This window comes from Pseudoalteromonas sp. (genome assembly GCF_018402495.1).
In the GTDB taxonomy this organism is placed as follows: domain Bacteria; phylum Pseudomonadota; class Gammaproteobacteria; order Enterobacterales; family Alteromonadaceae; genus Pseudoalteromonas.
On the sequence record NZ_JAGYIU010000001.1, the window covers coordinates 839,175 to 861,732 of the forward strand.

Genomic DNA, 22,558 nt, shown 5'->3' on the forward strand with positions numbered 1-22,558 from the left:
TTAAACATGGCTTTTTTTAAACAGCGAAACAATCAGCAATTAAGCTTCTTTACTCGCTAAATATTCTGAGTAGTTACCTCTAAAGTCGATAACTTTACCGTCTTTAATTTCCCAAATACGGGTGGCAACTGATGATACAAACTGACGATCGTGAGATACAAATAGTAAAGTCCCTTCGTAAGCTTCAAGCGCTAAGTTAAGTGCCTCGATAGACTCCATATCCATGTGGTTGGTTGGCTCATCCATAAGTAAAATATTTGGCTTATGCATCATAATCTTACCAAATAACATACGGCCTTGCTCACCACCAGATATTACTTTTACCGATTTTTTTATATCGTTTTGAGAAAACAACATACGACCCAAGAAGCTACGCACTACTTGCTCATCGTCGCCCTCTTGTTGCCATTGCTCCATCCACTCAAACAAGTTCATATCTTTTGCAAACTCATCAGCGTGATCTTGCGCGTAGTAGCCTATATTTGCATTTTCAGACCATTTAAACTCACCGGTTTTAGGTGCTAAACGCCCTGCTAAGGTGTTAAGCAATGTGGTTTTACCCACACCATTTTCACCGATAATAGCAATGCGCTCACCTACTTCAACCAAACCCTCAAGGCCTGAGAATAATGTTTCTTCAAAACCTTGAGATAGGCTAGTCATTTCTAGTGCGTTACGAAATAACTGCTTTTCTTGTTCAAAACGAATAAAAGGAGTTTGACGAGAAGACGCTTTCACTTCGTCTAATTGAATTTTATCAATTCGTTTTGCACGTGAAGTGGCTTGCTTTGCCTTTGATGCGTTGGCAGAAAAGCGCGATACAAATTGTTGAAGCTCTGCTATTTGGCTTTTCTTTTTGGCGTTTTCACTTAATAAACGTTCGCGTGCTTGAGTAGCTGCAAACATGTATTCATCGTAATTACCCGGGTAAATACGTAGCTCACCATAATCAATATCGGCCATGTGTGTACAAACCGAGTTTAAAAAGTGGCGGTCATGCGAGATAATAATCATGGTACAGTCGCGTTGATTCAATACATCTTCAAGCCACTTAATTGTATAAATGTCCAAGTTATTGGTAGGCTCATCGAGCAGCATGATATCAGGGTCTGAAAACAAAACTTGAGCTAGAAGCACACGAAGTTTAAAACCTGGTGCAATTTCTGACATAGGTCCGTAGTGCTGCTCTGTAGCAATACCCACACCTAATAGTAACTCACCCGCTTTAGATTCAGCCGAGTAACCGTCCATTTCAGCAAATTCAGTTTCAAGATCGGCTACTTTCATGCCGTCTTCTTCACTCATTTCAGGTAGGCTATATATACGGTCACGTTCTTGTTTTATATCCCACAATTCTTTATGACCCATAATCACGGTATCAATAACAGAATATTCTTCGTAGGCGAATTGATCTTGGTTTAGTTTAGCAACGCGCTCATTTGGATCAGTACTTACGTTACCCGAAGATGGCTCTAATTCACCACTAAGGATTTTCATAAAGGTCGATTTACCACAACCATTAGCACCAATTAAACCATAACGGTTTGATTCGCCAAATTTAGCTGAGATATTTTCAAATAACGGTTTAGCACCAAATTGCATGGTGATGTTAGCTGTACTAATAATAGCGCTACCCTCCAAGGGAGACTGAAGTATTTAAATTGCGCGCAGTTTAAACCAAATCACCGTTTTTTTCTATGAAAGTTTATAGCACCAAACTCAAAGTAAACGGTGGCTGTTTATTAACTATAAAAGCAATTAAATAGCCAAAGTACTGGGCGAGTAAATGTGCTAAAAAGGTGAGTAAAACTGATTATTGTACTGTTGATGCAGTAAAAAAATGTTTAATAAAAAAACAACTAGCATAAAACCCTTTATAAATTATTTAATCGCGTTTACAGGCGACTTGGTCGCATTTTACTTTTATTAACAATTAATACGGCTATATTAAATTTTTTTATAGTATTAGAGTTTTAGCTCTACCCATGCCGACAGGCGCAACTATGAAAAAAATTCAACACTCCCTCTCCTGCATTTAAGCCTAATGTCTTATTCCAAAATTAAATGGCAGTTTATACGGCTACAAAATAAAAACAGCATTAACTTAAAATGAACAAGCTGCGTGTTTTGTGCTAATTGTCATTGATAATTTTTCACTTTTGAGCCTTTTATTGCTTTGCTAGTCTGCACGACTTCGAATTTAGTAATTATAAAAACGTCTTTAATTTAGGCAAGGCACACACAATGAAAAGAAAATTAGTATCGCTAGCAATTGCGGGGATTTTAGCTGCTCCAAGTGTTTCAGCAGTAGAAGTGTTTAAGGATGAAAAAAATACAGTCGCAGTAGGCGGATATATTGATGCGCGAGTGATAAATACTCAAGGTCAAAACGAAATCGTCAATGGTGCCTCACGAATTAATTTTGATTTTAAACGCCAACTAAAAAACGGCTGGGAAGCAATGGCTTTAGTTGAATGGGGTGTCAACCCTGTTGGCAGTAGCGATATTGTATACAACAACCGTTTTGAATCTATTCAAGATGAGTTTTTATATAATCGTTTAGGTTATGCAGGACTTAAACACGATAAATACGGCCAAATTACGATTGGTAAACAATGGGGTGCGTGGTTTGATGTTGTCTATGCAACAAACTACAGCTATGTATGGGATGGTAACGCTGCCGGTGTTTACACTTACAACAAAGACGATGGTGCAGTAAATGGTACTGGTCGTGGTGATAAAACACTGCAATACCGTAATAGCTACAACGACTTTGACTTTAGTGTTCAAACTCAGTTAAAAAATAGCGCTTTTTATACTTGTGATGTAAGTAATATTACAGAATCACAATGCCAAGCAAATTTTGAGTCTGGGGATGCTGCTGCACAACAAGTTGAATTTAACTATACGTTTGGCGGTGCAGTAACCTATAACGTGACTGATAAGCTAAAACTGACTGCGGGTGTTAACCGCGGTGAGTTTGAATTAACCTATGGCGACGGGACAACCCGCTCTGTCGACGATTTAATTTATGGGGCAGGTATTATTTGGGGCAATATTGATGCGCCAGGCTTGTATGTAGCCGCTAATATCAACAAAAACAAAAACCACGATACAGATAACATTGGTCGCTTAATTAAAGATGCGATTGGTATTGAAACATTTGTGTCGTATCGCTTTGATAACGATTTTAGACCATTTATTGCCTATAACTTATTTGATGCAGGTGATGACTACGTAATTCAACCAAACTTTAACGCCGATCCTAACGATGTATTTAAACGTCAGTTTGCAGTTATTGGTGTGCATTACTTAATAGACCAAAACACCCAACTTTATGTAGAAGCACGTAAAGACTTTGGTGATTTTGAAAGTAATAATAAACAGCAGCAAGCGCTAATGGAGCAATCTGAAGATGACGGTATTGCTTTTGGTTTTAGATACGTTCTTTAATATCAGTTGAGCTTTCAAGCTTAAAATCACAAAGCGAAACTTAAAGCCCTGCAAAATAGCAGGGCTTTTTTTCGATTTGTTTAGTTGAAGCTTGAGCTATTTTTTCTTAAATGCTTTTTTTAACGCACGCGTCCCCTCTGTTGGCCCTAGAATAAGCCATAAAAAAGCAACCCCTCCTGGGACTAAAAGTGCTTTTAATATTGGCCCTAGCAAATAAGAATAAAAATAAATTAGTGGAATAAAAAGTACATAACCAATAACACGTTTGATAAACTTCATGTAACATCCTTATAAAAATGAGCGCGCTCAAAATATTAATTGATCGCGCTCAATTAATCAAATAATGATTTAGCCCTTTTATTTAACAAACAAGTAAAGCATTGAAATATAATGAGTAAAAAAGAAAAGACACGCGATAAAATTTTAGCTTCAGCATGGGAATTATTTTTGCTGCAAGGTTACGATCACACATCAACAAGAGAAATAGCGGTTGCAGCCAATGTTGCTGTAGGTACAGTGTTTAGTCATTTTGAAAATAAAATTGATTTATTGATGGCCGGTATGCAACAACAAATAGCCGTTATTATTAACCAAGCAAAGCAGTTAGATACGCAGCACTCCCCTCGATTAAAGTTACGTCATTACGCTCATCCGCTTTATTCTTTTTATTGCGAAAATAGTGAATTTAGTAAGCTATTAATTAGCGACATCATTTGGAGAACGTTTTTTTTTAAAGCGCAGATGGATGAGTTTAAACAACTGCTTTTTAGTGAACAACCGAAGTTTAATGAAACAAAAGCAAGCGTAATGATGGACTGTTATTTTATGACCTTAATAGATGGGTTAAACGATCCCTTACCTAATGCTGAAAATATGCTTAGACAGTTAAGTAATAAAATAGCGCTTTTGTAATTAAGTCCTAAACGTATAGACCGGTGCTGATATAAATAAAGCACCGCCCACCTTTTTTGTTATTTAAATTCTTTATTTAACGACCCAGATAGCCAAACTCAACAAGCGTTATAAACCCACCACTCCACTTATGCGTAAATTGATAATTTATATTACCCCATTGCGAAGATTACCTTTAAACACCATTTAGTATGATGTGTTCCTCCATGTATTGCCTTACATCCACCAGCCATTTACACCATAAAATAAGGTAATTTATAGCAAAACAGCTTAACTGTACATATATACAGCTAAGCCGTTTTGCTAGTGCTACTCTTAATTAAAGTTTAACAATATTCTTAATTAATAAATTCATCATAGACCGTTAAAGCCCACGTAATACTCAATGCTGGATTATCATTATGCTTTGCATCAGGGTTTACTTTACTCCTCCACGCTAACCAGTTACTAGTATGGCTTACTAAACTTTGCTCTAAGTTATTGTAAGCCTCAAGCATTAATTTATGCTCAGCCCCGCCAACAGTAAAATAAGGTGGGTCTATAGTAGCTCTGTGTTTTAGCTTGTAAAAAGGTATTAAGATGATTTACTACGGTCATATCGTCGTACCAAGCCGCAGGACTAAATGCAAAGTAACCATTAAATAGCATTGGTTTGGTGTGCAGCGTATATAAAGTAAAACTGCCCCCTGCCGAAAATCCCGTTAATATACGGTTTTCAGTTAACCTGTATTTAGCCTCTAAATAAGTAATACCAATTCGCTTAATTAAGTGGTCTATTTTGAGGCTGTAAAAACGAGTTGATAGCTAGGCAAAAAATTCGCTATTTAGTTGTTCTAAATGAGAGTTTTTTAACACAGGTAGCGACACGTTTAGCCGCGCAAAATGATTAAGTATTATTGCGGATTGGTATAAGTAGCTCCTGCTCTATAAAAGCTAAAAACAAATCAGCTTTACCAAAAATTTCGGGCGAAGTTTCATGTTTAGGCCGAGGATTTGTATTAACGTCCTTCCTTGCATAAGGTGGTACTAAATCACGATTTCGAGTATCGATAAAAAACTGATTAGGTATAGCAACTAAAATAGCCTCATTTAATATGCTTTCAGTATTTAATGCTTTTAGTGCCTTATCCCAATTAGCTAAATTAAAATTACCATCTGTTTTTATAATAAGTGGATACGCTTTATTTTTGTCAAAATCATCGGGTAATCTTATAAATACCTTACGAGACTCATTAAGCACTTTCGAATCTAAGGTTTCATCAACAAAGTCTGAAACATTATTTTGATAATAACTAAACCCAGTTATTGCAAACCCAAATACACTAACAGCGAACAATACATTTAAAATAATCGCTTTTTTAATTCTCATGCGCCATCCATTTTAGTTAATTGCTTATGCCATACACCGTTATTAAGTTGCTGCTTAAATACAAAGCCAAGTTTAGTAAGCAAGTTATAACAGCGTACGTTTTTACCATGAATTTCTGCATATAAGTGCTCAATGTTTAAAGAGCTATGCACTTCACTGACAAAGCCTTTAAGTACTTCTTGCATTAAGCCTTGCTGCCAATAAAAAGGATCGAGTTCGAAGCCCAAATAAGCACTTTGGGTTTGGCTATTTATGTTATATAAACCACAGGTACCAATTAGGTCGCCAGATATATTATGTTCAATCGCAAGCCGAACCCCTTCACCTTGGTAATAACTCGAGATATCATCTTGAATTAACTGCTTAATATGCTGTTTATTTAGCGGGGTTTTATAATCGTTAAACTCATAAACGAGTGGATTATTTAAAATTGTTAATAGCGCTGCGCCGTGTTTGTGGGTAATTAAACGTAAGGTAACGCGGGGTAATTTTATAGTTTTAAACATGCCTACGCCAAATAAAGTAAACGCGCTTTAAATAGCACTTTATAGAGCGTCATTATTAACTTACCATACCGTATTCACAAGCATTAATTGAGATAAACTATGAGTGACAATTTTAAAGTAATACAACCAACTACTACTGTTTACTGCCCAAAACGTGGTGAAGGTTGGACCCTTACCGGCATTACTAATATTAACGAGTTTACGTCGGTTATGTTTGATGGTGTACGTTACACCTTACCAGCGAGAGAGATTGTAGAGCAGTTGCTGCCTAACCAATTAGCGCGTGAACAGCAAAATAGCTAAATTAAACAAAATTTATCACGTAACCATATGTACACAGTTTTCTGGTAATGGGCTTAAGTTTTGATTTTCTGGGGTATTAGCAGCAACTTTAAAGCCTAGCTTTTTATAAGCCGATACTGCTGCTAGGTTGTTTTTATAAACAAACAATGAGCAATCATTAACATTTAAGTTTAATTGCCCATGTTTACATAATGCTTTAATTAGGGTGGCTGCAATTCCCTCCCCCCTTCGTATAGGGTTTACTATTAAACGCGCCAAATGACATTTGTTTTTTTGTTGATAATATTGCCCAAAAGCGAGTAATGCGTTTTGTTGTCCAACCAATACAAAAGAAGTCGAGACATCAAGGTTTAAGTCTTCAATAAAAGTCTGCGCCGTAAATGGGTACCTAAAGTAAGGGCCAGCCCATTGAGTTATGTCATGTTGATCATTAAACCAACTCATTAGCTCGATAATATGCGTATTATTAAGTGGTTGTAATGTCATTCGCCTTGTTGATTCCTTCAAAACGCTTCATCTTCACTGTATACATTTACATTAAGTTCGTCGTTATCTTCAAATACAACAAACGAAATCGGCTTACAACACACTTGGCAGTCTTCTATGTATTGCTCATCAATATCAGCCACATCAATTAATACTTCTATGGTTTCGCCGCAGTAAGGACAACTAATTGACTTTTCGGTTAACTGGTTCATGTTTTCCCCTTTCAAATTTACATAAGGTTATAATTTCACTTTAGTAAACAACCTTATATATGACAATGCTCGTAAAGTGATTTAATAATTCAAATTTAAACAGCGTTAGCTAAAATATTGTTTAACTTAATTAAATCAACTAAGCCATGTTGGTTCTGATTTAAAAAATAATCGCATTGCCAACGCTGAGTAACTTTAGCAGAGTTACTAAATGCGCCAGTCCCTTTTAATGCCCTACTTTCGCTCCAAGGCGGAAATACTCTAAAAGCCGTTTTACCTTTATAGTTTCTACCTGTGACGATGCCTTTTTTAACTAACAATTTAATCGGAAATAAAAAGAAACCTTTTTGTATATTTGCTACTTGGTTATTAATAGTGGTTAATCCATCACTTGAAACCGCTACTAATAAATAGTCACACTCATTGGTAAATGGAATTGGTTTAGAATTACTCAAATCCGCTGGGCGTTTCCATAGTGCTAAAAAAGCGCCAGGTCTGTCGGGTGTAATTTTAGCTTTTCTGTAAATTATACGTTTTTGGTTTAAGGTAAATGCATAGCCATGGTATTGGGCATTTTGATTATGAGGTATCAACTCATCAGCGTTTGGTAGTTTATACCCTGAGGGAGCAAAGTTGTTTTGTAAAATGATTAATAATTCATCATGCAAATGATCATTCGTCATTAAACTTTTCATATCTCGCATCCGTTTTATATAAAGTGAGTTCAAACCCTTAAGCAACTTTGTAATGAAAGAGTTTTTAAAATTAGCGGGTCTTACTATACAAGTATTTATACATAACTAAAGGTGAACATTTTTATGAAACACACATTAGCGCTAGCATTGACCTCTATGGGGCTTTTGTTTAGCTCATTAACATACGCTAAAACCGAACAAGCTATTTTAGCCGGTGGCTGTTTTTGGTGTATGGAAAGTGACTTTGAAAAACTCGAAGGTGTAACCGATGTGATCTCAGGCTTTACTGGTGGTGAACTTAAAAATCCAACCTACAATGGTAATCACCAAGGCCACTACGAAGCTGTTCTGGTTACCTACAACACTAATGTATTAAGCTATCAAGATATTTTAAACCATTACTGGGTGAATATTGATCCTTTTGACGCAAAAGGTCAGTTTTGTGATAAAGGCCCAAGCTACCGTAGTGCGATTTTTGTTGCTAATGAGCAACAGCGACAATTAGCTAAGCAATCTAAACAAGCGGTAGTTAACGAATTTCCTGAGCAAACGGTAGTAACCTCTATTCTCGATGCTAAAACCTTTTACCCTATAAAGGGCGATGAAAGTTATCACCAAGATTACTACAAAAATAATCCTATTCGTTATAACACCTATCGCTGGCGTTGTGGCCGTGATAGTCGCTTAGAAGATATTTGGGGCGATAGAGTTACCCACTGAGTTTATAAACCAAAAGGCTGCAAAAATTGCAGTCTTTCTAATATTTAAGCAAAGTAATAGCAGACTAATTATTTATTCTATTCTCAAAGCCGCAAGCCCGCTCAAAAATTCATTTTTTAAGACGGTTAAATAGGCTTCCTATCATGATTATTTCTTTTTATAGGAAACACCTTAAACCAAAATGCCATTTCAAAAACAAAGCCCGCAATAATAAAAATAAATAAGCCAGTGGTGCTACCGTATGAATAACACGCAATAGCGGCAATAATTAATGCAGCTAAAATCAACCATTTTATAAATACACTCATCTCTAATACCCAGTGATTAATAATATAGTTTGAATTAGCAACTATCAGTTATTTCTTGATTCTTTAATAAAGCGATATCTAAATTCAGACAAGTAACCGAGTACCATAACCAACATTGTAGAATTAAAATCGCCATTAATAAGAAGCGTCCAAATATACTCTTTAGTATTAAAGCTGATGTATACGCTCATTACAAACGCAACAATGCTACACCCCTTAAACATCCATGAATATTCACCAAAAAAAGACTCAAACATACTTTTATCAATAGGTTTATCTTCCATAATAACTCCTTGCATTTACAACGTTTTTTAATAAGTTTGCTTATCGTTATAGCTAGCTTATTACATGTCTATTATATCGTTAAAGTTAAATGTTACGGATTGTTTCAATCGAAAAATCTCAGACACTACCATGATTAAATTTGCAAATAAGGCATTTAAGCTTGTCCTTTAGTTTGTTGAAAAGTTATGCTTTGATGCACTAATAAAAGGTTTAATCTCTTGAGTCTACTAACTACATTTTAGTACAACATAATTATAAAAATAGTAAGAGAACACAATGACAAAAAATACAAACAACAGCGTAGTAATTTTAAGTGCTGTACGCACAGCAATTGGTAGCTTTGGTGGCAGCCTTAAAGATTTTAGCCCCGCTGAGCTTGGCACACTGTGCGCAAAAGAAGCTCTAACCCGGTCTAAACTATCTCCTAACCAAGTAGGTTCATGTGTGGTGGGCAAAGTTATTCATAACGGTACTAAAGACGCATACCTTTCAAGAATCATTGGGCTAGATGCGGGGTTACCTATTAGTAGTCACGCAGTAACTCTCAACCGATTATGTGGCTCTGGTCTTGAAGCCATTATACAAGCGGCACAACAAATTCAATTAGGTGATGTAGATGCAGCCCTTGCTGGCGGAGCAGAAAGCATGAGTAGCTCTGCCTATACCCTTGAAAGTAACCGCTGGGGGCAAAAAATGGGTAATAGCACTATGGTTGATGAGCTCACCACGACCTTACAAGACCCATGGGATAATAACCCGATGGGAATAACTGCTGAAAACATTGCAGAAAAATATTCAATTAGCCGTCAGCAGCAAGACGAGTACGCAGCAAACAGCCATCACAAAGCAGCAAAAGCCATTGCTGCAGATCATTTTAAACAGCAGATTGTGCCTATCGAGATTAAATCACGTAAAGGCACGCACGTTTTTGACACCGACGAACATGTTCGCGCCGATACCACAGCCGATAAACTTGCAACTTTAAAGCCCTACTTTAAAAAAGATGGCACCGTTACCGCAGCAAGCTCATCAGGTATAAACGATGGTGCAGCCATGTTGGTACTTATGTCAGAGCAAAAAGCCAATGAGCAAGGTTTAAAACCACTCGCTCGTTTAGTGGGTTATGCCAGAGCAGGCGTTGATCCTACTTTAATGGGTATCGGCCCTATTCCTGCAGTACAACAGGTATTTGAAAAAACCGGCTTAACCATCGACGATATAGATGTAATTGAATCTAACGAGGCCTTTGCAGTACAAGCACTGTGCGTTGCCAACGAGTTAAACTTCCCTGCCCATAAGGTAAACCCGAATGGCGGCGCTATTGCACTTGGTCACCCTGTTGGAGCAACGGGCGCCATACTAACGACCAAATGCTTGTATGAGCTTAAACGTATCAATGGTAAATATGGGTTAGTCACAATGTGTATTGGTGGCGGACAAGGCATTGCAGCCATTTTTGAAGCGCTTTGATTCTAAGTTTATAACAACTATTTGATATCACATTAGGTTTAAATATAAAGGCTTTATTCACAAGGAGTACTAAGAGACGCTTTGCTTTTAGAGAAAATAAAAACGTGGAAGTTATATTCTTTCGTACTCCCCCTCTTGAGTTTCCCTTTGTGAAAATCGATTTTAAGGCTTTTTTCACTTAGGGAGATAAAAGTTGCGTCAACTTATAGGTTAACTATCAAACATGAGAAAAACTCTCGTCTACAAAACGTGTTTTATAGTTAACCTTCTTACACCTAATAAAACACCGCCAAATGATATTGAAAATAATATCGGTAAAAACAGTAATGCATCGGTGTTGTCTATGTCAGTAGCTGGGCTACCAATAACCGCCAGCGTATTAATTAACAGCAATATCAAACTTGATTGCAGATAGCCCTTGTATCCAATAGCTCCTGCAAATAACAGCATTATAAATGATCCTGATATCGCAGGCGTAAAAGGTGCGGCGGCGAGTAACATACAAACAAACGAAAATATAACAGCACATCCAATTATTACTTTCAACATAACAACCTCCATGATAAATGGCTTTAATCCAACAGCTATTTATAACTGTATTACTAAAAATCTTATTCCACTTAACAGGCATCAACTAATTTTTAGTTTATTGATAACTCCAATATAAAAATTACCTATTCCCAAACTGCCGTTCACAGGGCTCGCCATCTTTATCACCGTCCATTTTGGTATTTGGACAATGTTGAATAAAAAATAATGCCTCTGCATAGGAAGTCATTTGGCTACAATGTTGGCGGCCATCAAACGAAATGTTGGTGGTGTTTTAGTAATTGAGTTTGAACTAGCCGGCATAAATGACTCTAAATTAGCATTAGTCACTACTGGTGTTTGCTTGGTATTTAAAAAACCGGTTTTATACACACTAAAACCAATACTAAAAATAATACCAAGTGTTATAAGTTTCATTAAAGGTGAGTTCTTACCTGAGGTTTTACTTATTCTAACCGGCCTTGATGAAGCTTTTATGTGTGGTTGTGCGAGTACGCCCTCAATACGGCAATTTACAGCTTTAGTTTTACCGTTAGGCTCAGTCGCAACCTCAAAATAGATAATGTCACCCACTTTAGGTTTACGACTCATATGTTTTAGCGACGATATGTGTATAAAGGTATCGTGTTGCAGTGTGCTTGATTTAATAAAGCCAAAGCCTTTATCGTCATTCCAAGATTTTAATAATCCTTTGTTCATCCTTGAGTCGTCCATTTCATTATTTTTAATTTTACAGCCGTTTTAAAAGAGCTTGAATTCAAGTATTAAGTGCAATCATTATGCAGCCACCAGAACTTCTGATTGCCCGGTAAATAATTCATGAGGAGTTTTATATCCTCTTGTCTTTCTTGGCCGATGGTTGAGCTTATCAACTGCCGCCTGTATTTCTGACTCACTTAGCGCCATAAAGTCAGTTCCCTTAGGGAAGAAGCGCCTGAGTAAGCCGTTGGTATTCTCATTTATGCCCCTCTCCCATGATGAATATGGGTGAGCGAAATACACATCCGCTTCTAATTTTTGTGCAATATGCTCATGGTAAGCAAACTCTTTTCCATTATCTAAAGTCACGGTAATAACCTTATCTTTATATGGTGTCATACACTTTATCAGCGCATCGGCTGTTATTTGCGCATGTTTGCTTTCAATTCTGTGAACGATTGTATATAACGTTTTACGTTCAACCATTGTGACAAAGGCATTTTTACGCCCTTTGCCTATCACTGTGTCACCCTCCCAATCACCAATCCTAGACTTTGCATCCACAATACTTGGGCGTTCATCAATACTGACTCGATTAACTATCTGTCCACGTTTATCGTAGCTTCCATAGCGTTTTTTATACTTTTTACATGCACGAGTGAGTGTCTTATATAGTTCACCACCATGAGCCTTGTCCCTGTAAATATATTGATAAATCGTTTCATGATGTAAAACGACCTTTTTCTCTAAAGCTAAGCGACCTGCCACCTGCTCTGGCGAAAGTCCGTTAAGCAACAATTTATTAATCCATTCAGTAACTTCATCTGTTAACTTACTTGCTTTGAAAGATGATTTGCGTCTTTGCTCTGCAAAATTATTGGCTTGGTTAGGCCGATAGCCTTTAAGCCCTTTATTGCGTTTTAACTCTCTGGAAATAGATGACGGTGAACGAGTTAGTTCATCAGCAATTTGTTTTTGGTTATTTCCTGCTTTTATTAACGCGTAAATCTGGTATCTTTCTTCTTGTGTCAGCTGTTTATATTTCATTAAAGCAATTTCCTTTGGCGAGAAAATGGCCGAATTATAACAGCTGGCCATCTAATCTGAGAAATTGCACTTATTATCCGAATTTAGGGAGGTTTAAAACCAAGCAAGCCTTAGTGAGTTAAACTTAGCAATTTTCCCTATTAACTAACTCATTTTGCAAAAAAGCGTATTTTTGCTTCTTTTAATGTGCTTAAAAATACAGAAAACGCACAAATTCCGCCCCCCATAAATACAATTTGAAAACTAGATAGTGAAGAAAAACTAAATTGCTGAGAATACATGTACTGCCCAAATAACTGTGCAAAGGTAGCCACACCTAAAATAATTAACAATGGGCACACAACTAGCGTAAACCAAAACCAAATACGTTTAATACCTTTCATAAAAAATCCTTTTCCTTAATTTAACTCAGAAATTAATTAGCCAGTGAACCACCAGCATTTTATTTTAAAATCAGCTTAAAATATTTCCGCATGTATTGATGTCTGAAGTCAAGATTTGACTATTTGGTTTTATCTTTAAATTCTCTGTTCACTGGCATAACTTTTAACCTAGAGGTACAATATTACTACAGCTAAATTTTATTCAATTGAATATTACTTGGGAAATACTTTTTAAACATCTCTTCTTCATCTTGAGTTATTAACTTAAAGCAAATTAGATTACTCTTAGTTCTGGAACATGCGACATAAAATAATTTCTCTATTTTACTCTTCATCTCAAAAGTAGAAGAACCTATATCAAACAGTGAATTGAATTTGTATTTTGACCAAGAAAAATCTTCCAAGACAACTAAAACATTGTTTATACCCGTACCTTTGGTTTTATGCATTGTAATAAATTCAGTTTTTTCATTTATATAATCATAAAAAGTTATAACTTCGTCAAACCTCACTTTATTTGAAAATAAATCAATATAAAATTGTTCTTTTTTTAACTTTCTACATAAGTAATCATAACTCGCCTCTCGACCTGTGTATTCCATATCAGAAGTAAAAAAATCTGAATGGTTCTTATCGAATTTTGTAAATGAATTACCATTACTAAAATATGCTTTCTTAAATTTTTGATATTCATTATCAGAATTTAGTCCATCAAGGAATTCGTTTTTAGATGCCACATACCAATCATAGTTATCTTGTGAATTCACTAATTTATTTTTTAGAGCAAACTCTAATACCCTTACAACCCCTAGCTTAGTTTTAATAAGAGCGTTCAATAGCTTAGTGGCTTTAGATTTGTCTGATATTTTATTGATATAAAAGCCCGACTTTTTTAATTTTGATATCAAATTTTTGTAGTTTTTTTCTTTAAACGCTATACATATTTCTGCAAGTTCTAATAACCCAAGTTTTTCTAATAAGTTTTCAATTTCATTATTGACCTCGCTATATCGATCGTTAAAAAGATTAAATAGGTCTATGAAACCGAGGTTTGCCGCAATTGCTTTATTAGTTAACATCAGTTTTTTGTAATCAGGATTCTTTCCTTCAATTTCTTTTAAAATATTCATGATAGATTGTAAATATTTAGCTTTATCTTTCGTAGAGCTGCTCTGACGCGGTCTGGAATTTGGATAAATTGAATAATAAACAGCAACATTACCGTTTCTTTGTGCTATTGACTCTAATTGACCATTTTTTTTCTTATAGGCGATTTCTTGCTTAAGTCCATCAATTGGCACACGAATATGGTTTAAAAAATCAATCACTGGTTCAGAACATCTATAATTGTCTTTTTTGGGAATCATTATTAAAGTTTTGCTTGTAATATAAGGCTCTACTGTACCAATCCCGTCATCATAAATTCCTTGCATAGAGTCTCCAAATAACCCTATGGTGGTTTTTTCTTTTGGAATTAACTCCAAAAATATTTTCATAATATTGGGATGAGTATCTTGAAATTCGTCGATAAAAATAAAATCAAACTTATCTGTCAATATTTTAGATAAAATGGGGTAGTTATCAAACAAAACCTTAGAAATTATAATTAATCCATCATGTCCAAAAGTTAAGTTTGAAAAGTTATCGTATGGGCTATCATTATATTTTACCTTATGCCAACTTTTATCAGATATCTCGCGTTCAATATATTCATTTAGTTGGGTTATTTTATCATTAAGAACTGTATTATATTGGATCGGATTTTTATCATAGATTAATTTTCCTGTGACCTTAGGCATTGACTCTTTCTTTAATGAAAATAATTTCTTTCCTAACTGTTCGTATTTTTTCTTATACCTTGTATGCTCATCCAATTTATATTCCTTCTCACTAGAGAAATCATTCAAATTCCCTGATACAAAGGGCGGCAATATAAATAATCGATATAATTCTTGATGTAGATTTTTTTTAAACGGTTTTATTACATTATTGAGAAAAGAATGAATAGTCGATATTGTATAGTCACCTTCAACACGGGATTTGATTTCATCTACAGCTAAATTTGTGTGCGTTATACAAGCAACTTTTTTTGTAGGATACTCTTTTGAAACAAAGGATAGCGTTTGTTTCAATGTTTCAGTTTTGCCACTACCAGCTCCACCTTGGAGAACCAAATTCGTGTTATTACGAATACTTTCTTTGAGTAACTCAATTGGTGTTATTATTTTGCTATCCATAACAGACCCTCTTTTAAATATTTAGGGATTTTCCACGTAACACCTTCTGTCAAGGCTAACCACAAAAGAGATGAAGCAAATTCAGACTTACCCCCGAGTATGTCTTTTGTTAATTGGTAATAGTCAGGATTTTTATCAGCTAATTTACTTTTAAGTTTCAACCCTTCAAGTTTATCCTTTTGTTTATTTATCTCATCTAAGTTTATAGCAATGAAGGAATCTTCAAAGCTTCTTGCATGATAGTTATTCTCTTCATTTTGGTACACTACATTTATAAAGGAATTTAAATCATTCAGTTTATTTTCTTTTAGCTTTTTCATCCAATCACTATATGAAAGCTTATCTGAAATTACAGGAGCATTTAAATAGTATTTAATACTAGCGTTACTTGTATGAGTTGACCCTTTTACTGGAGCCGCAAGATAATTAGATCCATTTTTAATGGCGGTGTCGATATCAGTAATTACTAGTGTTTTAATTTGTAGAAAATCTATGAAGTGCCTAAATGCTTTTGCATTTGCACCAACTTCTAATATTGAAATATTCTGAGAGCTAATTGGGTTGTAACTAGATGCGCCCTTATTATCTTTATCTAACTGATTGATAAATAGAGGTAATAAAAGTTTTTCAGTCGTACCTTCAATAAATATGATTTTTTCAGAAAAAAAATAGCTCAGAAGAGTGCACAGTTAAATATTGTTGTAAAAACTTAAAGTTTGCTTTTTCATCCTTATTTGCTTTCTCATCTTCAGCCGAGTACTTTTCATTTAAGTCACGATAAAAATCTTTAATCTTCGCAGTTCCTTCAAATTTTAAAAAATAACGGATACTTTTAAAATCTGAGCGATTTACTATATGTGATGAATGACTCGTTATTAACGTTTGAAGGTTAGGAATTGTACTAATTAAATTTTTTACTTTATCAATAAACACATATTGCATCTGTGGATGAGTATGAGCCTCAGGTTCCTCTATTATTAACAGGTTAATATCTTTGGGTGCGTCCTCAAAATCAAGCTTCCTAATTTCAATTTGGAGTATCAAGTATAAGATATTCATATACCCAAGACCGTTTAAATGTTCAGGTAGCTGCTCCTCTAATTTTCCGTATATTACTTTTGAAAAATTCTCAACTACTCCTTCTGATTCTAAAGCAGAGATAACTCCCAAATTATTGAGTCCTAAAAACTCTTTAGCTGTATCTAAGAATCCTTTGAATTGGCCTTCATACAGTTCATTTAGTGAAGCATCCATATCGATCATTGATTTATTAATTGCTGTAATATCATCAAATGATAATTTATTTTTTTTATTGTAATAATCTGAAGTTAGTCGAGAAAGTACTGCTTTTTTATTACCCGACTCTGAGCTAGCTACATCCCTTTTAGCATGTATTACTTGAATGTTTATCAGATTCTTAACTGTAGTCCAATCACGCACTTGTTCTTCAAGCTTTACTCGATTAGTTATATCCAAATCACTTTCAGTTTCTAAAGCATAAACTTTGGTTTGTAAAAACTTATACAAATATTTCTTAATAAATTCGTCATGTCTATCAGATACTTTATCTAACTCTTTCAGTAAAGGATTCTATAATATCTTAGCCTCAAAGTAAATTTTAGCTGACCTTTTCTTATCATCGAGATCTAAAATGAAGTCAGAAACATTAGCTAAATTATCTTTTACATCGTAGTTAATGTCTAAGAGTAAGATAATTGCTAAATTTTCAACGTTAGTATTACCATCGATATTCAGTAGTTTTTCTCTAAGACAAAGTGGAAAGTCATCAAATTGAAATACGGGGTTTTTGCTTCCTAAAAAACGTTCTAGTAAGACTATAAACGAAGTTTTACCTGTATTATTTCGTCCAATTAATAAAGATAACATGTCGTCATCTTTATTAAGTTGCTGCTCATCACCTTTTAAATTTAATGTTGCATTTTTAATAAGTCGAAAATTTTTAACTTTTATTGAATTGATATACATATTAGTCCCTTAATATTTACGAGTTATATTAATACTGCACTATGCAAACTCTCTTGTCATTGCAATTTTATGTTTTACTACAGTTGTTTACAAAACTTCAAAAAAACCTTATTGTCGGTTCGTACCAACATTTTAAAACTAATTTTGGATTTATAAACTTCATGGAATCTGAGTTTGCTACAACAGTTAATATATCTTCAACTTGTAAACCAAGGTGTAATTAGTCATCCATTGTCATTTCTTGAAAGGTTCTACTGAGACGATAGTTTTACTGAAAGTTGTTGGCAATCATAATAATAACTTTTAGCTTTTATATACGAACTACTTTTGTTTTATCAAAACGATGAGTTTAACTATACCTGTTTGGCAGTGTTCAATTAGTTTCCAACATACTTCATAAATGCACAAATATCCCAAAATGGTAGAGATCAGTAATATTAGACAAAACACAAATACTGTATAAATAAACAGTATCGCTAAATATGCCATTTTTCGCTTATAAAGCACTCAACTGACTTGCAAGTAATTTAGCTTGATGGTTTTAATTTTTGCTGCTGTTTATTATGATGAGTGCACACCCTGCCTTTTTTAAATCCATTAAGGTTTTAAAGTTATTTTATTAAGGATTATTTCATGTCTAGCTATAACGAATCTCCAGAGCAAATTGCACAGGCCACTGAGGGCTATGTGATGCAGCAAACTATGTTGCGTATTAAAGATCCAAAACCGTCGCTGGCATTTTATGAAAACGTATTGGGCATGAAGTTGTTAGGTAAGTACGACTTCCCTGGTATGGAGTTTACTTTGTACTTTTTAGGCTACGAGCAAGATATGCCAAAAGGTGATGATAAAGAAAAAACACAGTGGGTGTTTCGCCGCCCTGCGCTAATTGAGCTTACCCATAATTGGGGCACTGAAAACGACGACAGCTTTAGCGGTTATCACAGTGGTAATGAAGAACCAAAAGGCTTTGGCCATATTGGTATTAGCGTACCCGATGTATACGCAGCCTGTGAGCGCTTTGCTAAATACGATGTGGAGTTTGTAAAACAGCCAGATGGCGGCTCTATGAAAGGGCTTGCGTTTATTAAAGACCCTGACGGTTACTGGATTGAAATACTCTCGCCTGAGGGCATTACAGACATTATTCAATCGCAATAAAAAAATTAAAAATAAAAAAGCCTGCAAATGCAGGCTTTTTGTTTACAAGTACTGTGAAAAACTTGAGTTTTTTAACGACGTAGTGCGTCTATACGTGCGTCAAGCGGTGGGTGAGATGAAAACAACTCAGCCATGCCTTTACCACTGGCAATACCAAAGGCCATCATTGAGCCTTCTAATTGCGATGGGTGGTTTTGCTTTAATCGCTCAAGGGCTGAGCGCATTTTGTCTGCGCCAACCAACTGAGCTGCGCCGTTATCGGCTGCAAATTCACGTTTACGGCTGTAATGGGCAACCACTATGCTTGCCAATACGCCAAATAATACTTGGAATAACATATCAAATAGGAAGTAAGTCCAGCTGCTGCCGCCCTCTTCTTCTTTATCGCTATTGATGAAGTTGTCAACAATGCCAGCCAGTACTTTTGCGGCAAAAATAACAAAAGTATTAACCACACCTTGAATAAGCGTTAGCGTAACCATGTCGCCATTAGCCACATGAGATACTTCGTGCGCCAGTACGGCTTCGGCTTGATCTTGGCTCATGTTATGTAATAAACCCGTGCTTACCGCCACCAGCGAATTATTTTTACTCGGGCCGGTTGCAAACGCGTTCATTTCTGGGCTGTCATAAATAGCCACTTCTGGCATGTTAATACCGGCTTTTTTAGCTTGCGCAGCTACCGTGCTTACCAGCCATTGTTCGGTTTCGGTACGAGGTTGGGTGATCACTTGCGCGCCAGTTGATTTTTTGGCCATCCATTTCGACATAAATAACGAAATAAACGAGCCGCCAAAACCAAATACCGTCGCAATTAGTAAAATTCCGCCAAGGCTACGGTGGCTCAAGCCCAGCGCACTCATTATGATTGAAAGCACCACACCTAATACCAACATAACCGCGAGGTTAGTTAATAAAAACAAAAATACACGTTTCATACGAGTTCTCCAAAAATAACATTTATTGCTGAGCGATTTACTATATTTGATCGGCTTTGAGCAATCACTGCGTTATGACACACTATGTCATAACGTCAGCGCTATTCTGTGACAAACTATGTCACAACACAAGGGTTATTTATGGATTTATTGATAATTTTTCAAGAAGAACGTTATAAATTTGTAGTTTAGGGGTTTGCTCTGTGTAAGGGCTAATGGCAAGCAGTGGAAAGGGTAAACGTGTTTTGAGTGAATCTAGGTTTGCTTGGTATTCATCCATGGTGGCATCAACTTGGTTAGCAATCCACCCAACACAGTTAACCCCTAAGCTTTGCATGTGCGCAGCAGTGAGTAATGCATGATTTATACAGCCTAGTTTCATCCCGACCACTAATATTACTGGCAGTTGCTCTGCTTTTACCCAGTCGTATAAATACGCATTATTATTAATAGGTAAAGCCCAGCCGCCCGCGCCTTCTGTTAACAGATAATCGGCGCCTTGTTGCTTAACATGTTGATAAGCCGTACTAAGCTTTTCCACTGTTATGTTTAGTCCCGCTTGCTCTGCAGCTATGTGGGGAGCTATTGGCGGCGCAAATGCAAATGGGTTAATTATGTCGTATTTAGCGCTGACTGTGGCACTTTCCATTAGCATTAGCGCATCGGCGTTTACGAGCTGCTCAAACGCCATTTCACACCCAGAGGCAATCGGCTTAAAGCCTATTGCGCGCTTTTTATGTTGTGCGAGTAACTTTAACAGCAAACTGGTTACATGAGTTTTACCGGCGTCGGTATCGGTACCGGTAATAAAAAACTGGTTCATGGCATGGCCTTATTATTTTTACTGGGCTTTTTCTAATGATAACAATACCACATGGTAAGATACATGGGCTTTATTGTTTATAATCGGATAGGCATCACATACTTTTTGCAGCGCCGATTTAGTTAATAACCCACGACGACTTGTTGCATGATTTTGTGTGGTGGCACCAATGGCTTTAATCGATTTTATAGCCGCTAATGCACTGCTATGTTGATCGGTATAAATGACTTTTTTTGAGGTGTTGATCTTAAACCCGGCCTTTTCGACCGATTGGTTTATATTATTATGGCTTGCAAACTGATTAATATGATTGTGTGAATCAAGCACTGCAAAGGCGGTTTTGATCTCGTTTAATGACCCTGCAACAACCGTACTAATATAGGCTTGCCCGCCTGGTTTTAATGCCTGGTAAAGCGAGTGCATTAGCGTTTCAAAATCAGCAGACCACTGCAGCGCAAAATTACTAAATATCACATCAATGCTGTTAGCTTGCAGCGGTAAATTATCCATGTCGGCGCACAGTTTTGAGGTGTTTAAATCACTGCTTTTTAGCATGTTAAAACTTAAATCTATGGCAACAACTTGGCCAAATAATGCCTTTAAAGCCTGAGTATTAACAAGCGGCCCTGCACCGAGGTCAACACAGAGCTTATTAGGGTTTGCACTAATGAGTTTAAATAAATCATTTGCCGCTTGTTTTTGCACATTAGCATGCTGGCTATACTTGTTTGCTGCTTTTGAAAAGTTATGCGCTGTGGTTTTTTTTAAAGCCTGAGCAGCTATACACACAGTTGTAGGGATAACTGGCTTCGCTTTAATTACCTGTTGGCTTATCATGAAATGACCTTTTGTAAACTACCAACGAGCTGTTTTATATCGTCATGGGTGTGGGCTGCACTTAAGGTAATACGCAAACGCGAGGTATTGTGTAAAACGGTTGGCGGGCGAATAGCCGTTAGCCAAATGCCCTGCTGCCTCAGTTGCTCACTGGCTTTTAACGTTTGCTCTGCGCAGCCTAAAACAATCGGTTGAATCGCGGTGTTGGAGTCCATTAGCGCAATGTGCTGCTCTTTTGCTAGGCGTTTAAACAGCGCAATATTAGCGTTTAATTTGGCTCGCCTGTCGTTGGCGTCTCTTATGCTTTTGATACGTGCCAAAGTATGAGCGGCAATAAACGGCGACATAGCGGTTGAGTAGGTATAATCACGATTAAACTGCAGCATGTAATCTATAAAATGCTGCGAACCTAATACGCACGCACCACTACTAGCAACCGCTTTACCAAAGGTGATCACTAAAATATCGGGCAAGGTGTCGGCTGCAATTAAGGCTTCACAACTGCCAAGCCCCGATTTTCCTAGAGCACCAAAACCATGGGCATCGTCTATCATTAACCAAGCGTTATGCTGCTTTGCTAAGGTAAATAGCGCTTTAATTGGCGCGGTATCACCATCCATGGAGAACACCCCTTCAGACACGATGAGCTTATTGCGCGCTTTTGATTTTTCTAGCCGTGAGCGTAAATGGTTTATATCGTTATGGTTAAAGCGTATTAACGCGGCGTTGGCGTGTAATGCGCCATCAATTAAACTGGCATGATTGAGTTTATCTTGAAAAATAGCACTGTGTTGCGCTGTCGCTTTATCTTGAAACAAGGCTTTAATAACACTGCTATTTGCGCTAAAGCCCGAATTAAACAACATGCCTGCTTCATAGCCCAAAGCACTACATAAAGCTTGCTCAAGCGCTTGCTGTGGCTGTTGATAACCCGTCACTAGTGCTGAACTGTGGCTACCTAGTAATGGCGCACTGGTTAATTCCACCGGCGAATCGCCAAACCCTAAATAATCGTTACTCGCAAAGTTAAGGTAGGTTTTATCATTAACCGTAATAGTGCGCGCTGTTGCGCTTTGTACTACATAGCGTTTACGCAAGAGCTGTTGTGCTTTGCGTTCATCTAAATGGGTGTTTATAAATTCAAATGACATAAATGCTTTAACCTTCAACGCGATACTT

Annotated in this window: 26 protein-coding genes and 3 pseudogenes; 6 read left to right on the plus strand and 23 right to left on the minus strand. The window is 36.5% G+C overall.

Annotated features, from left to right (window positions below):
• Positions 1-39: 39 nt before the first annotated feature.
• On the minus strand, positions 40-1,626 hold the full coding sequence (locus KG708_RS03810; RefSeq protein ID WP_213608474.1) for an ABC-F family ATPase: 1,587 nt from the start codon (positions 1,624-1,626) through the stop codon (positions 40-42).
• Positions 1,627-2,244: 618 nt separating this feature from the next.
• On the opposite strand from KG708_RS03810, the gene KG708_RS03815 reads away from it, so the two are divergent.
• Complete coding sequence (locus KG708_RS03815) at positions 2,245-3,453, plus strand: porin (RefSeq protein WP_213608177.1); 1,209 nt, start codon at positions 2,245-2,247, stop codon at positions 3,451-3,453.
• Positions 3,454-3,549: 96 nt separating this feature from the next.
• Here KG708_RS03815 and KG708_RS03820 read toward each other — a convergent pair whose 3' ends face one another.
• A complete protein-coding gene (locus KG708_RS03820; protein ID WP_213608178.1) occupies positions 3,550-3,732 on the minus strand; it encodes a hypothetical protein in 183 nt (60 codons plus the stop codon).
• A 111-nt stretch (positions 3,733-3,843) separates the two neighbouring features.
• On the opposite strand from KG708_RS03820, the gene KG708_RS03825 reads away from it, so the two are divergent.
• The gene (locus KG708_RS03825; RefSeq protein ID WP_213608179.1) at positions 3,844-4,365 is read left to right on the plus strand and encodes a TetR/AcrR family transcriptional regulator; all 522 of its coding nucleotides are present in this window, start codon (positions 3,844-3,846) and stop codon (positions 4,363-4,365) included.
• A 338-nt stretch (positions 4,366-4,703) separates the two neighbouring features.
• On the opposite strand, the pseudogene KG708_RS03830 reads toward KG708_RS03825, so the two are convergent.
• From KG708_RS03830 to KG708_RS03840, 3 genes and pseudogenes are all read right to left on the minus strand, one after another.
• Positions 4,704-5,115 (minus strand): annotated as a pseudogene (locus tag KG708_RS03830) (alpha/beta hydrolase-fold protein); the annotation flags it as partial.
• A 136-nt stretch (positions 5,116-5,251) separates the two neighbouring features.
• Entirely contained in the window at positions 5,252-5,734 is a 483-nt protein-coding gene (locus KG708_RS03835) for an alpha/beta hydrolase-fold protein (RefSeq protein WP_301003084.1), read from the minus strand.
• Positions 5,731-6,240, minus strand: a complete 510-nt coding sequence (locus KG708_RS03840; RefSeq protein WP_213608180.1) for a GNAT family N-acetyltransferase — start codon at positions 6,238-6,240, stop codon at positions 5,731-5,733. The genes KG708_RS03835 and KG708_RS03840 overlap by 4 nt, the downstream gene beginning before the upstream one ends.
• Positions 6,241-6,339: 99 nt before the next feature.
• Here KG708_RS03840 and KG708_RS03845 point away from each other — a divergent pair, with 99 nt between their 5' ends.
• Positions 6,340-6,543 carry a hypothetical protein gene (locus KG708_RS03845; RefSeq protein ID WP_013464954.1) on the plus strand — a complete coding sequence of 68 codons (204 nt, stop codon included), beginning with the start codon at positions 6,340-6,342 and terminating at the stop codon, positions 6,541-6,543.
• A gap of 15 nt (positions 6,544-6,558) precedes the next feature.
• Here the strand turns inward: KG708_RS03845 and KG708_RS03850 are convergent, their stop codons facing one another.
• The 3 genes from KG708_RS03850 to KG708_RS03860 form a co-directional block, all read right to left on the minus strand.
• Entirely contained in the window at positions 6,559-7,029 is a 471-nt protein-coding gene (locus KG708_RS03850) for a GNAT family N-acetyltransferase (RefSeq protein WP_213608181.1), read from the minus strand.
• Between the two features lie 17 nt (positions 7,030-7,046).
• Positions 7,047-7,241, minus strand: a complete 195-nt coding sequence (locus KG708_RS03855) for a CPXCG motif-containing cysteine-rich protein (RefSeq protein WP_075169218.1) — start codon at positions 7,239-7,241, stop codon at positions 7,047-7,049.
• A gap of 95 nt (positions 7,242-7,336) precedes the next feature.
• On the minus strand, positions 7,337-7,936 hold the full coding sequence (locus tag KG708_RS03860; protein ID WP_213608182.1) for a MepB family protein: 600 nt from the start codon (positions 7,934-7,936) through the stop codon (positions 7,337-7,339).
• Positions 7,937-8,059: 123 nt separating this feature from the next.
• Between KG708_RS03860 and msrA the strand changes: the two genes are divergently transcribed.
• Positions 8,060-8,656 carry a peptide-methionine (S)-S-oxide reductase MsrA gene (msrA, locus tag KG708_RS03865; RefSeq protein ID WP_213608183.1) on the plus strand — a complete coding sequence of 199 codons (597 nt, stop codon included), beginning with the start codon at positions 8,060-8,062 and terminating at the stop codon, positions 8,654-8,656.
• Between the two features lie 125 nt (positions 8,657-8,781).
• Here msrA and KG708_RS03870 read toward each other — a convergent pair whose 3' ends face one another.
• Together KG708_RS03870 and KG708_RS03875 are read right to left on the minus strand one after the other, a co-directional pair.
• A complete protein-coding gene (locus KG708_RS03870; protein ID WP_213608184.1) occupies positions 8,782-8,964 on the minus strand; it encodes a hypothetical protein in 183 nt (60 codons plus the stop codon).
• A gap of 44 nt (positions 8,965-9,008) precedes the next feature.
• A complete protein-coding gene (locus KG708_RS03875) occupies positions 9,009-9,248 on the minus strand; it encodes a hypothetical protein (protein ID WP_076921292.1) in 240 nt (79 codons plus the stop codon).
• Positions 9,249-9,525: 277 nt separating this feature from the next.
• Between KG708_RS03875 and bktB the strand changes: the two genes are divergently transcribed.
• Positions 9,526-10,719: a beta-ketothiolase BktB gene (gene bktB, locus KG708_RS03880; RefSeq protein ID WP_213608185.1), complete on the plus strand. Its 1,194-nt coding sequence runs from the start codon at positions 9,526-9,528 to the stop codon at positions 10,717-10,719.
• Positions 10,720-10,959: 240 nt separating this feature from the next.
• Here the strand turns inward: bktB and KG708_RS03885 are convergent, their stop codons facing one another.
• From KG708_RS03885 to KG708_RS03920, 9 genes and pseudogenes are all read right to left on the minus strand, one after another.
• Positions 10,960-11,268: a DUF6419 family natural product biosynthesis protein gene (locus KG708_RS03885; RefSeq protein ID WP_213608186.1), complete on the minus strand. Its 309-nt coding sequence runs from the start codon at positions 11,266-11,268 to the stop codon at positions 10,960-10,962.
• Between the two features lie 121 nt (positions 11,269-11,389).
• Positions 11,390-11,967, minus strand: a pseudogene (locus tag KG708_RS03890) (cold shock domain-containing protein).
• Between the two features lie 78 nt (positions 11,968-12,045).
• A complete protein-coding gene (locus KG708_RS03895) occupies positions 12,046-13,014 on the minus strand; it encodes an IS30 family transposase (RefSeq protein ID WP_213608187.1) in 969 nt (322 codons plus the stop codon).
• A 149-nt stretch (positions 13,015-13,163) separates the two neighbouring features.
• Positions 13,164-13,397, minus strand: a complete 234-nt coding sequence (locus KG708_RS03900; RefSeq protein ID WP_213608188.1) for a hypothetical protein — start codon at positions 13,395-13,397, stop codon at positions 13,164-13,166.
• 191 nt (positions 13,398-13,588) lie between these two features.
• Positions 13,589-15,634 (minus strand): UvrD-helicase domain-containing protein, encoded by a 2,046-nt coding sequence (locus tag KG708_RS03905; protein WP_213608189.1) that lies wholly within the window; start codon positions 15,632-15,634, stop codon positions 13,589-13,591.
• The gene (locus KG708_RS03910; protein ID WP_213608190.1) at positions 15,619-15,954 is read right to left on the minus strand and encodes a hypothetical protein; all 336 of its coding nucleotides are present in this window, start codon (positions 15,952-15,954) and stop codon (positions 15,619-15,621) included. The genes KG708_RS03905 and KG708_RS03910 overlap by 16 nt, the downstream gene beginning before the upstream one ends.
• 189 nt (positions 15,955-16,143) lie before the next feature.
• Positions 16,144-16,323 (minus strand): annotated as a pseudogene (locus KG708_RS17795) (TOPRIM nucleotidyl transferase/hydrolase domain-containing protein); the annotation flags it as partial.
• On the minus strand, positions 16,292-17,161 hold the full coding sequence (locus KG708_RS03915) for an AAA family ATPase (RefSeq protein WP_213608191.1): 870 nt from the start codon (positions 17,159-17,161) through the stop codon (positions 16,292-16,294). The pseudogene KG708_RS17795 and the gene KG708_RS03915, both read right to left, overlap by 32 nt.
• A 63-nt stretch (positions 17,162-17,224) precedes the next feature.
• Positions 17,225-17,620, minus strand: coding sequence for an AAA family ATPase (locus tag KG708_RS03920; RefSeq protein ID WP_213608192.1), 396 nt, complete (start codon positions 17,618-17,620; stop codon positions 17,225-17,227).
• A 633-nt stretch (positions 17,621-18,253) separates the two neighbouring features.
• Here KG708_RS03920 and gloA point away from each other — a divergent pair.
• The gene (gloA, locus tag KG708_RS03925) at positions 18,254-18,781 is read left to right on the plus strand and encodes a lactoylglutathione lyase (protein ID WP_076918687.1); all 528 of its coding nucleotides are present in this window, start codon (positions 18,254-18,256) and stop codon (positions 18,779-18,781) included.
• 71 nt (positions 18,782-18,852) lie between these two features.
• Here gloA and htpX read toward each other — a convergent pair whose 3' ends face one another.
• From htpX to KG708_RS03945, 4 genes are all read right to left on the minus strand, one after another.
• A complete protein-coding gene (htpX, locus tag KG708_RS03930) occupies positions 18,853-19,719 on the minus strand; it encodes a protease HtpX (RefSeq protein WP_213608193.1) in 867 nt (288 codons plus the stop codon).
• 139 nt (positions 19,720-19,858) lie between these two features.
• Positions 19,859-20,542: a dethiobiotin synthase gene (bioD, locus tag KG708_RS03935; RefSeq protein WP_213608194.1), complete on the minus strand. Its 684-nt coding sequence runs from the start codon at positions 20,540-20,542 to the stop codon at positions 19,859-19,861.
• Positions 20,543-20,560: 18 nt separating this feature from the next.
• On the minus strand, positions 20,561-21,379 hold the full coding sequence (locus KG708_RS03940) for a methyltransferase domain-containing protein (RefSeq protein ID WP_213608195.1): 819 nt from the start codon (positions 21,377-21,379) through the stop codon (positions 20,561-20,563).
• On the minus strand, positions 21,376-22,530 hold the full coding sequence (locus KG708_RS03945) for an 8-amino-7-oxononanoate synthase (protein ID WP_213608196.1): 1,155 nt from the start codon (positions 22,528-22,530) through the stop codon (positions 21,376-21,378). The genes KG708_RS03940 and KG708_RS03945 overlap by 4 nt, the downstream gene beginning before the upstream one ends.
• Positions 22,531-22,558 lie beyond the last annotated feature (28 nt).

Coding starts and splice junctions, on each gene's coding strand:
- KG708_RS03815 (WP_213608177.1), top strand. CDS start 2,245: ATGAAAAGAAAATTAGTATCGCTAGCAATTGCGGGGATTTTAGCTGCT.
- KG708_RS03820 (WP_213608178.1), bottom strand. CDS start 3,732: ATGAAGTTTATCAAACGTGTTATTGGTTATGTACTTTTTATTCCACTA.
- KG708_RS03825 (WP_213608179.1), top strand. CDS start 3,844: ATGAGTAAAAAAGAAAAGACACGCGATAAAATTTTAGCTTCAGCATGG.
- KG708_RS03835 (WP_301003084.1), bottom strand. CDS start 5,734: ATGAGAATTAAAAAAGCGATTATTTTAAATGTATTGTTCGCTGTTAGT.
- KG708_RS03840 (WP_213608180.1), bottom strand. CDS start 6,240: ATGTTTAAAACTATAAAATTACCCCGCGTTACCTTACGTTTAATTACC.
- KG708_RS03845 (WP_013464954.1), top strand. CDS start 6,340: ATGAGTGACAATTTTAAAGTAATACAACCAACTACTACTGTTTACTGC.
- KG708_RS03850 (WP_213608181.1), bottom strand. CDS start 7,029: ATGACATTACAACCACTTAATAATACGCATATTATCGAGCTAATGAGT.
- KG708_RS03855 (WP_075169218.1), bottom strand. CDS start 7,241: ATGAACCAGTTAACCGAAAAGTCAATTAGTTGTCCTTACTGCGGCGAA.
- KG708_RS03860 (WP_213608182.1), bottom strand. CDS start 7,936: ATGAAAAGTTTAATGACGAATGATCATTTGCATGATGAATTATTAATC.
- msrA (WP_213608183.1), top strand. CDS start 8,060: ATGAAACACACATTAGCGCTAGCATTGACCTCTATGGGGCTTTTGTTT.
- KG708_RS03870 (WP_213608184.1), bottom strand. CDS start 8,964: ATGAGTGTATTTATAAAATGGTTGATTTTAGCTGCATTAATTATTGCC.
- KG708_RS03875 (WP_076921292.1), bottom strand. CDS start 9,248: ATGGAAGATAAACCTATTGATAAAAGTATGTTTGAGTCTTTTTTTGGT.
- bktB (WP_213608185.1), top strand. CDS start 9,526: ATGACAAAAAATACAAACAACAGCGTAGTAATTTTAAGTGCTGTACGC.
- KG708_RS03885 (WP_213608186.1), bottom strand. CDS start 11,268: ATGTTGAAAGTAATAATTGGATGTGCTGTTATATTTTCGTTTGTTTGT.
- KG708_RS03895 (WP_213608187.1), bottom strand. CDS start 13,014: ATGAAATATAAACAGCTGACACAAGAAGAAAGATACCAGATTTACGCG.
- KG708_RS03900 (WP_213608188.1), bottom strand. CDS start 13,397: ATGAAAGGTATTAAACGTATTTGGTTTTGGTTTACGCTAGTTGTGTGC.
- KG708_RS03905 (WP_213608189.1), bottom strand. CDS start 15,634: ATGGATAGCAAAATAATAACACCAATTGAGTTACTCAAAGAAAGTATT.
- KG708_RS03910 (WP_213608190.1), bottom strand. CDS start 15,954: ATGAAAAAGCTAAAAGAAAATAAACTGAATGATTTAAATTCCTTTATA.
- KG708_RS03920 (WP_213608192.1), bottom strand. CDS start 17,620: ATGTATATCAATTCAATAAAAGTTAAAAATTTTCGACTTATTAAAAAT.
- gloA (WP_076918687.1), top strand. CDS start 18,254: ATGTCTAGCTATAACGAATCTCCAGAGCAAATTGCACAGGCCACTGAG.
- htpX (WP_213608193.1), bottom strand. CDS start 19,719: ATGAAACGTGTATTTTTGTTTTTATTAACTAACCTCGCGGTTATGTTG.
- bioD (WP_213608194.1), bottom strand. CDS start 20,542: ATGAACCAGTTTTTTATTACCGGTACCGATACCGACGCCGGTAAAACT.
- KG708_RS03940 (WP_213608195.1), bottom strand. CDS start 21,379: ATGATAAGCCAACAGGTAATTAAAGCGAAGCCAGTTATCCCTACAACT.
- KG708_RS03945 (WP_213608196.1), bottom strand. CDS start 22,530: ATGTCATTTGAATTTATAAACACCCATTTAGATGAACGCAAAGCACAA.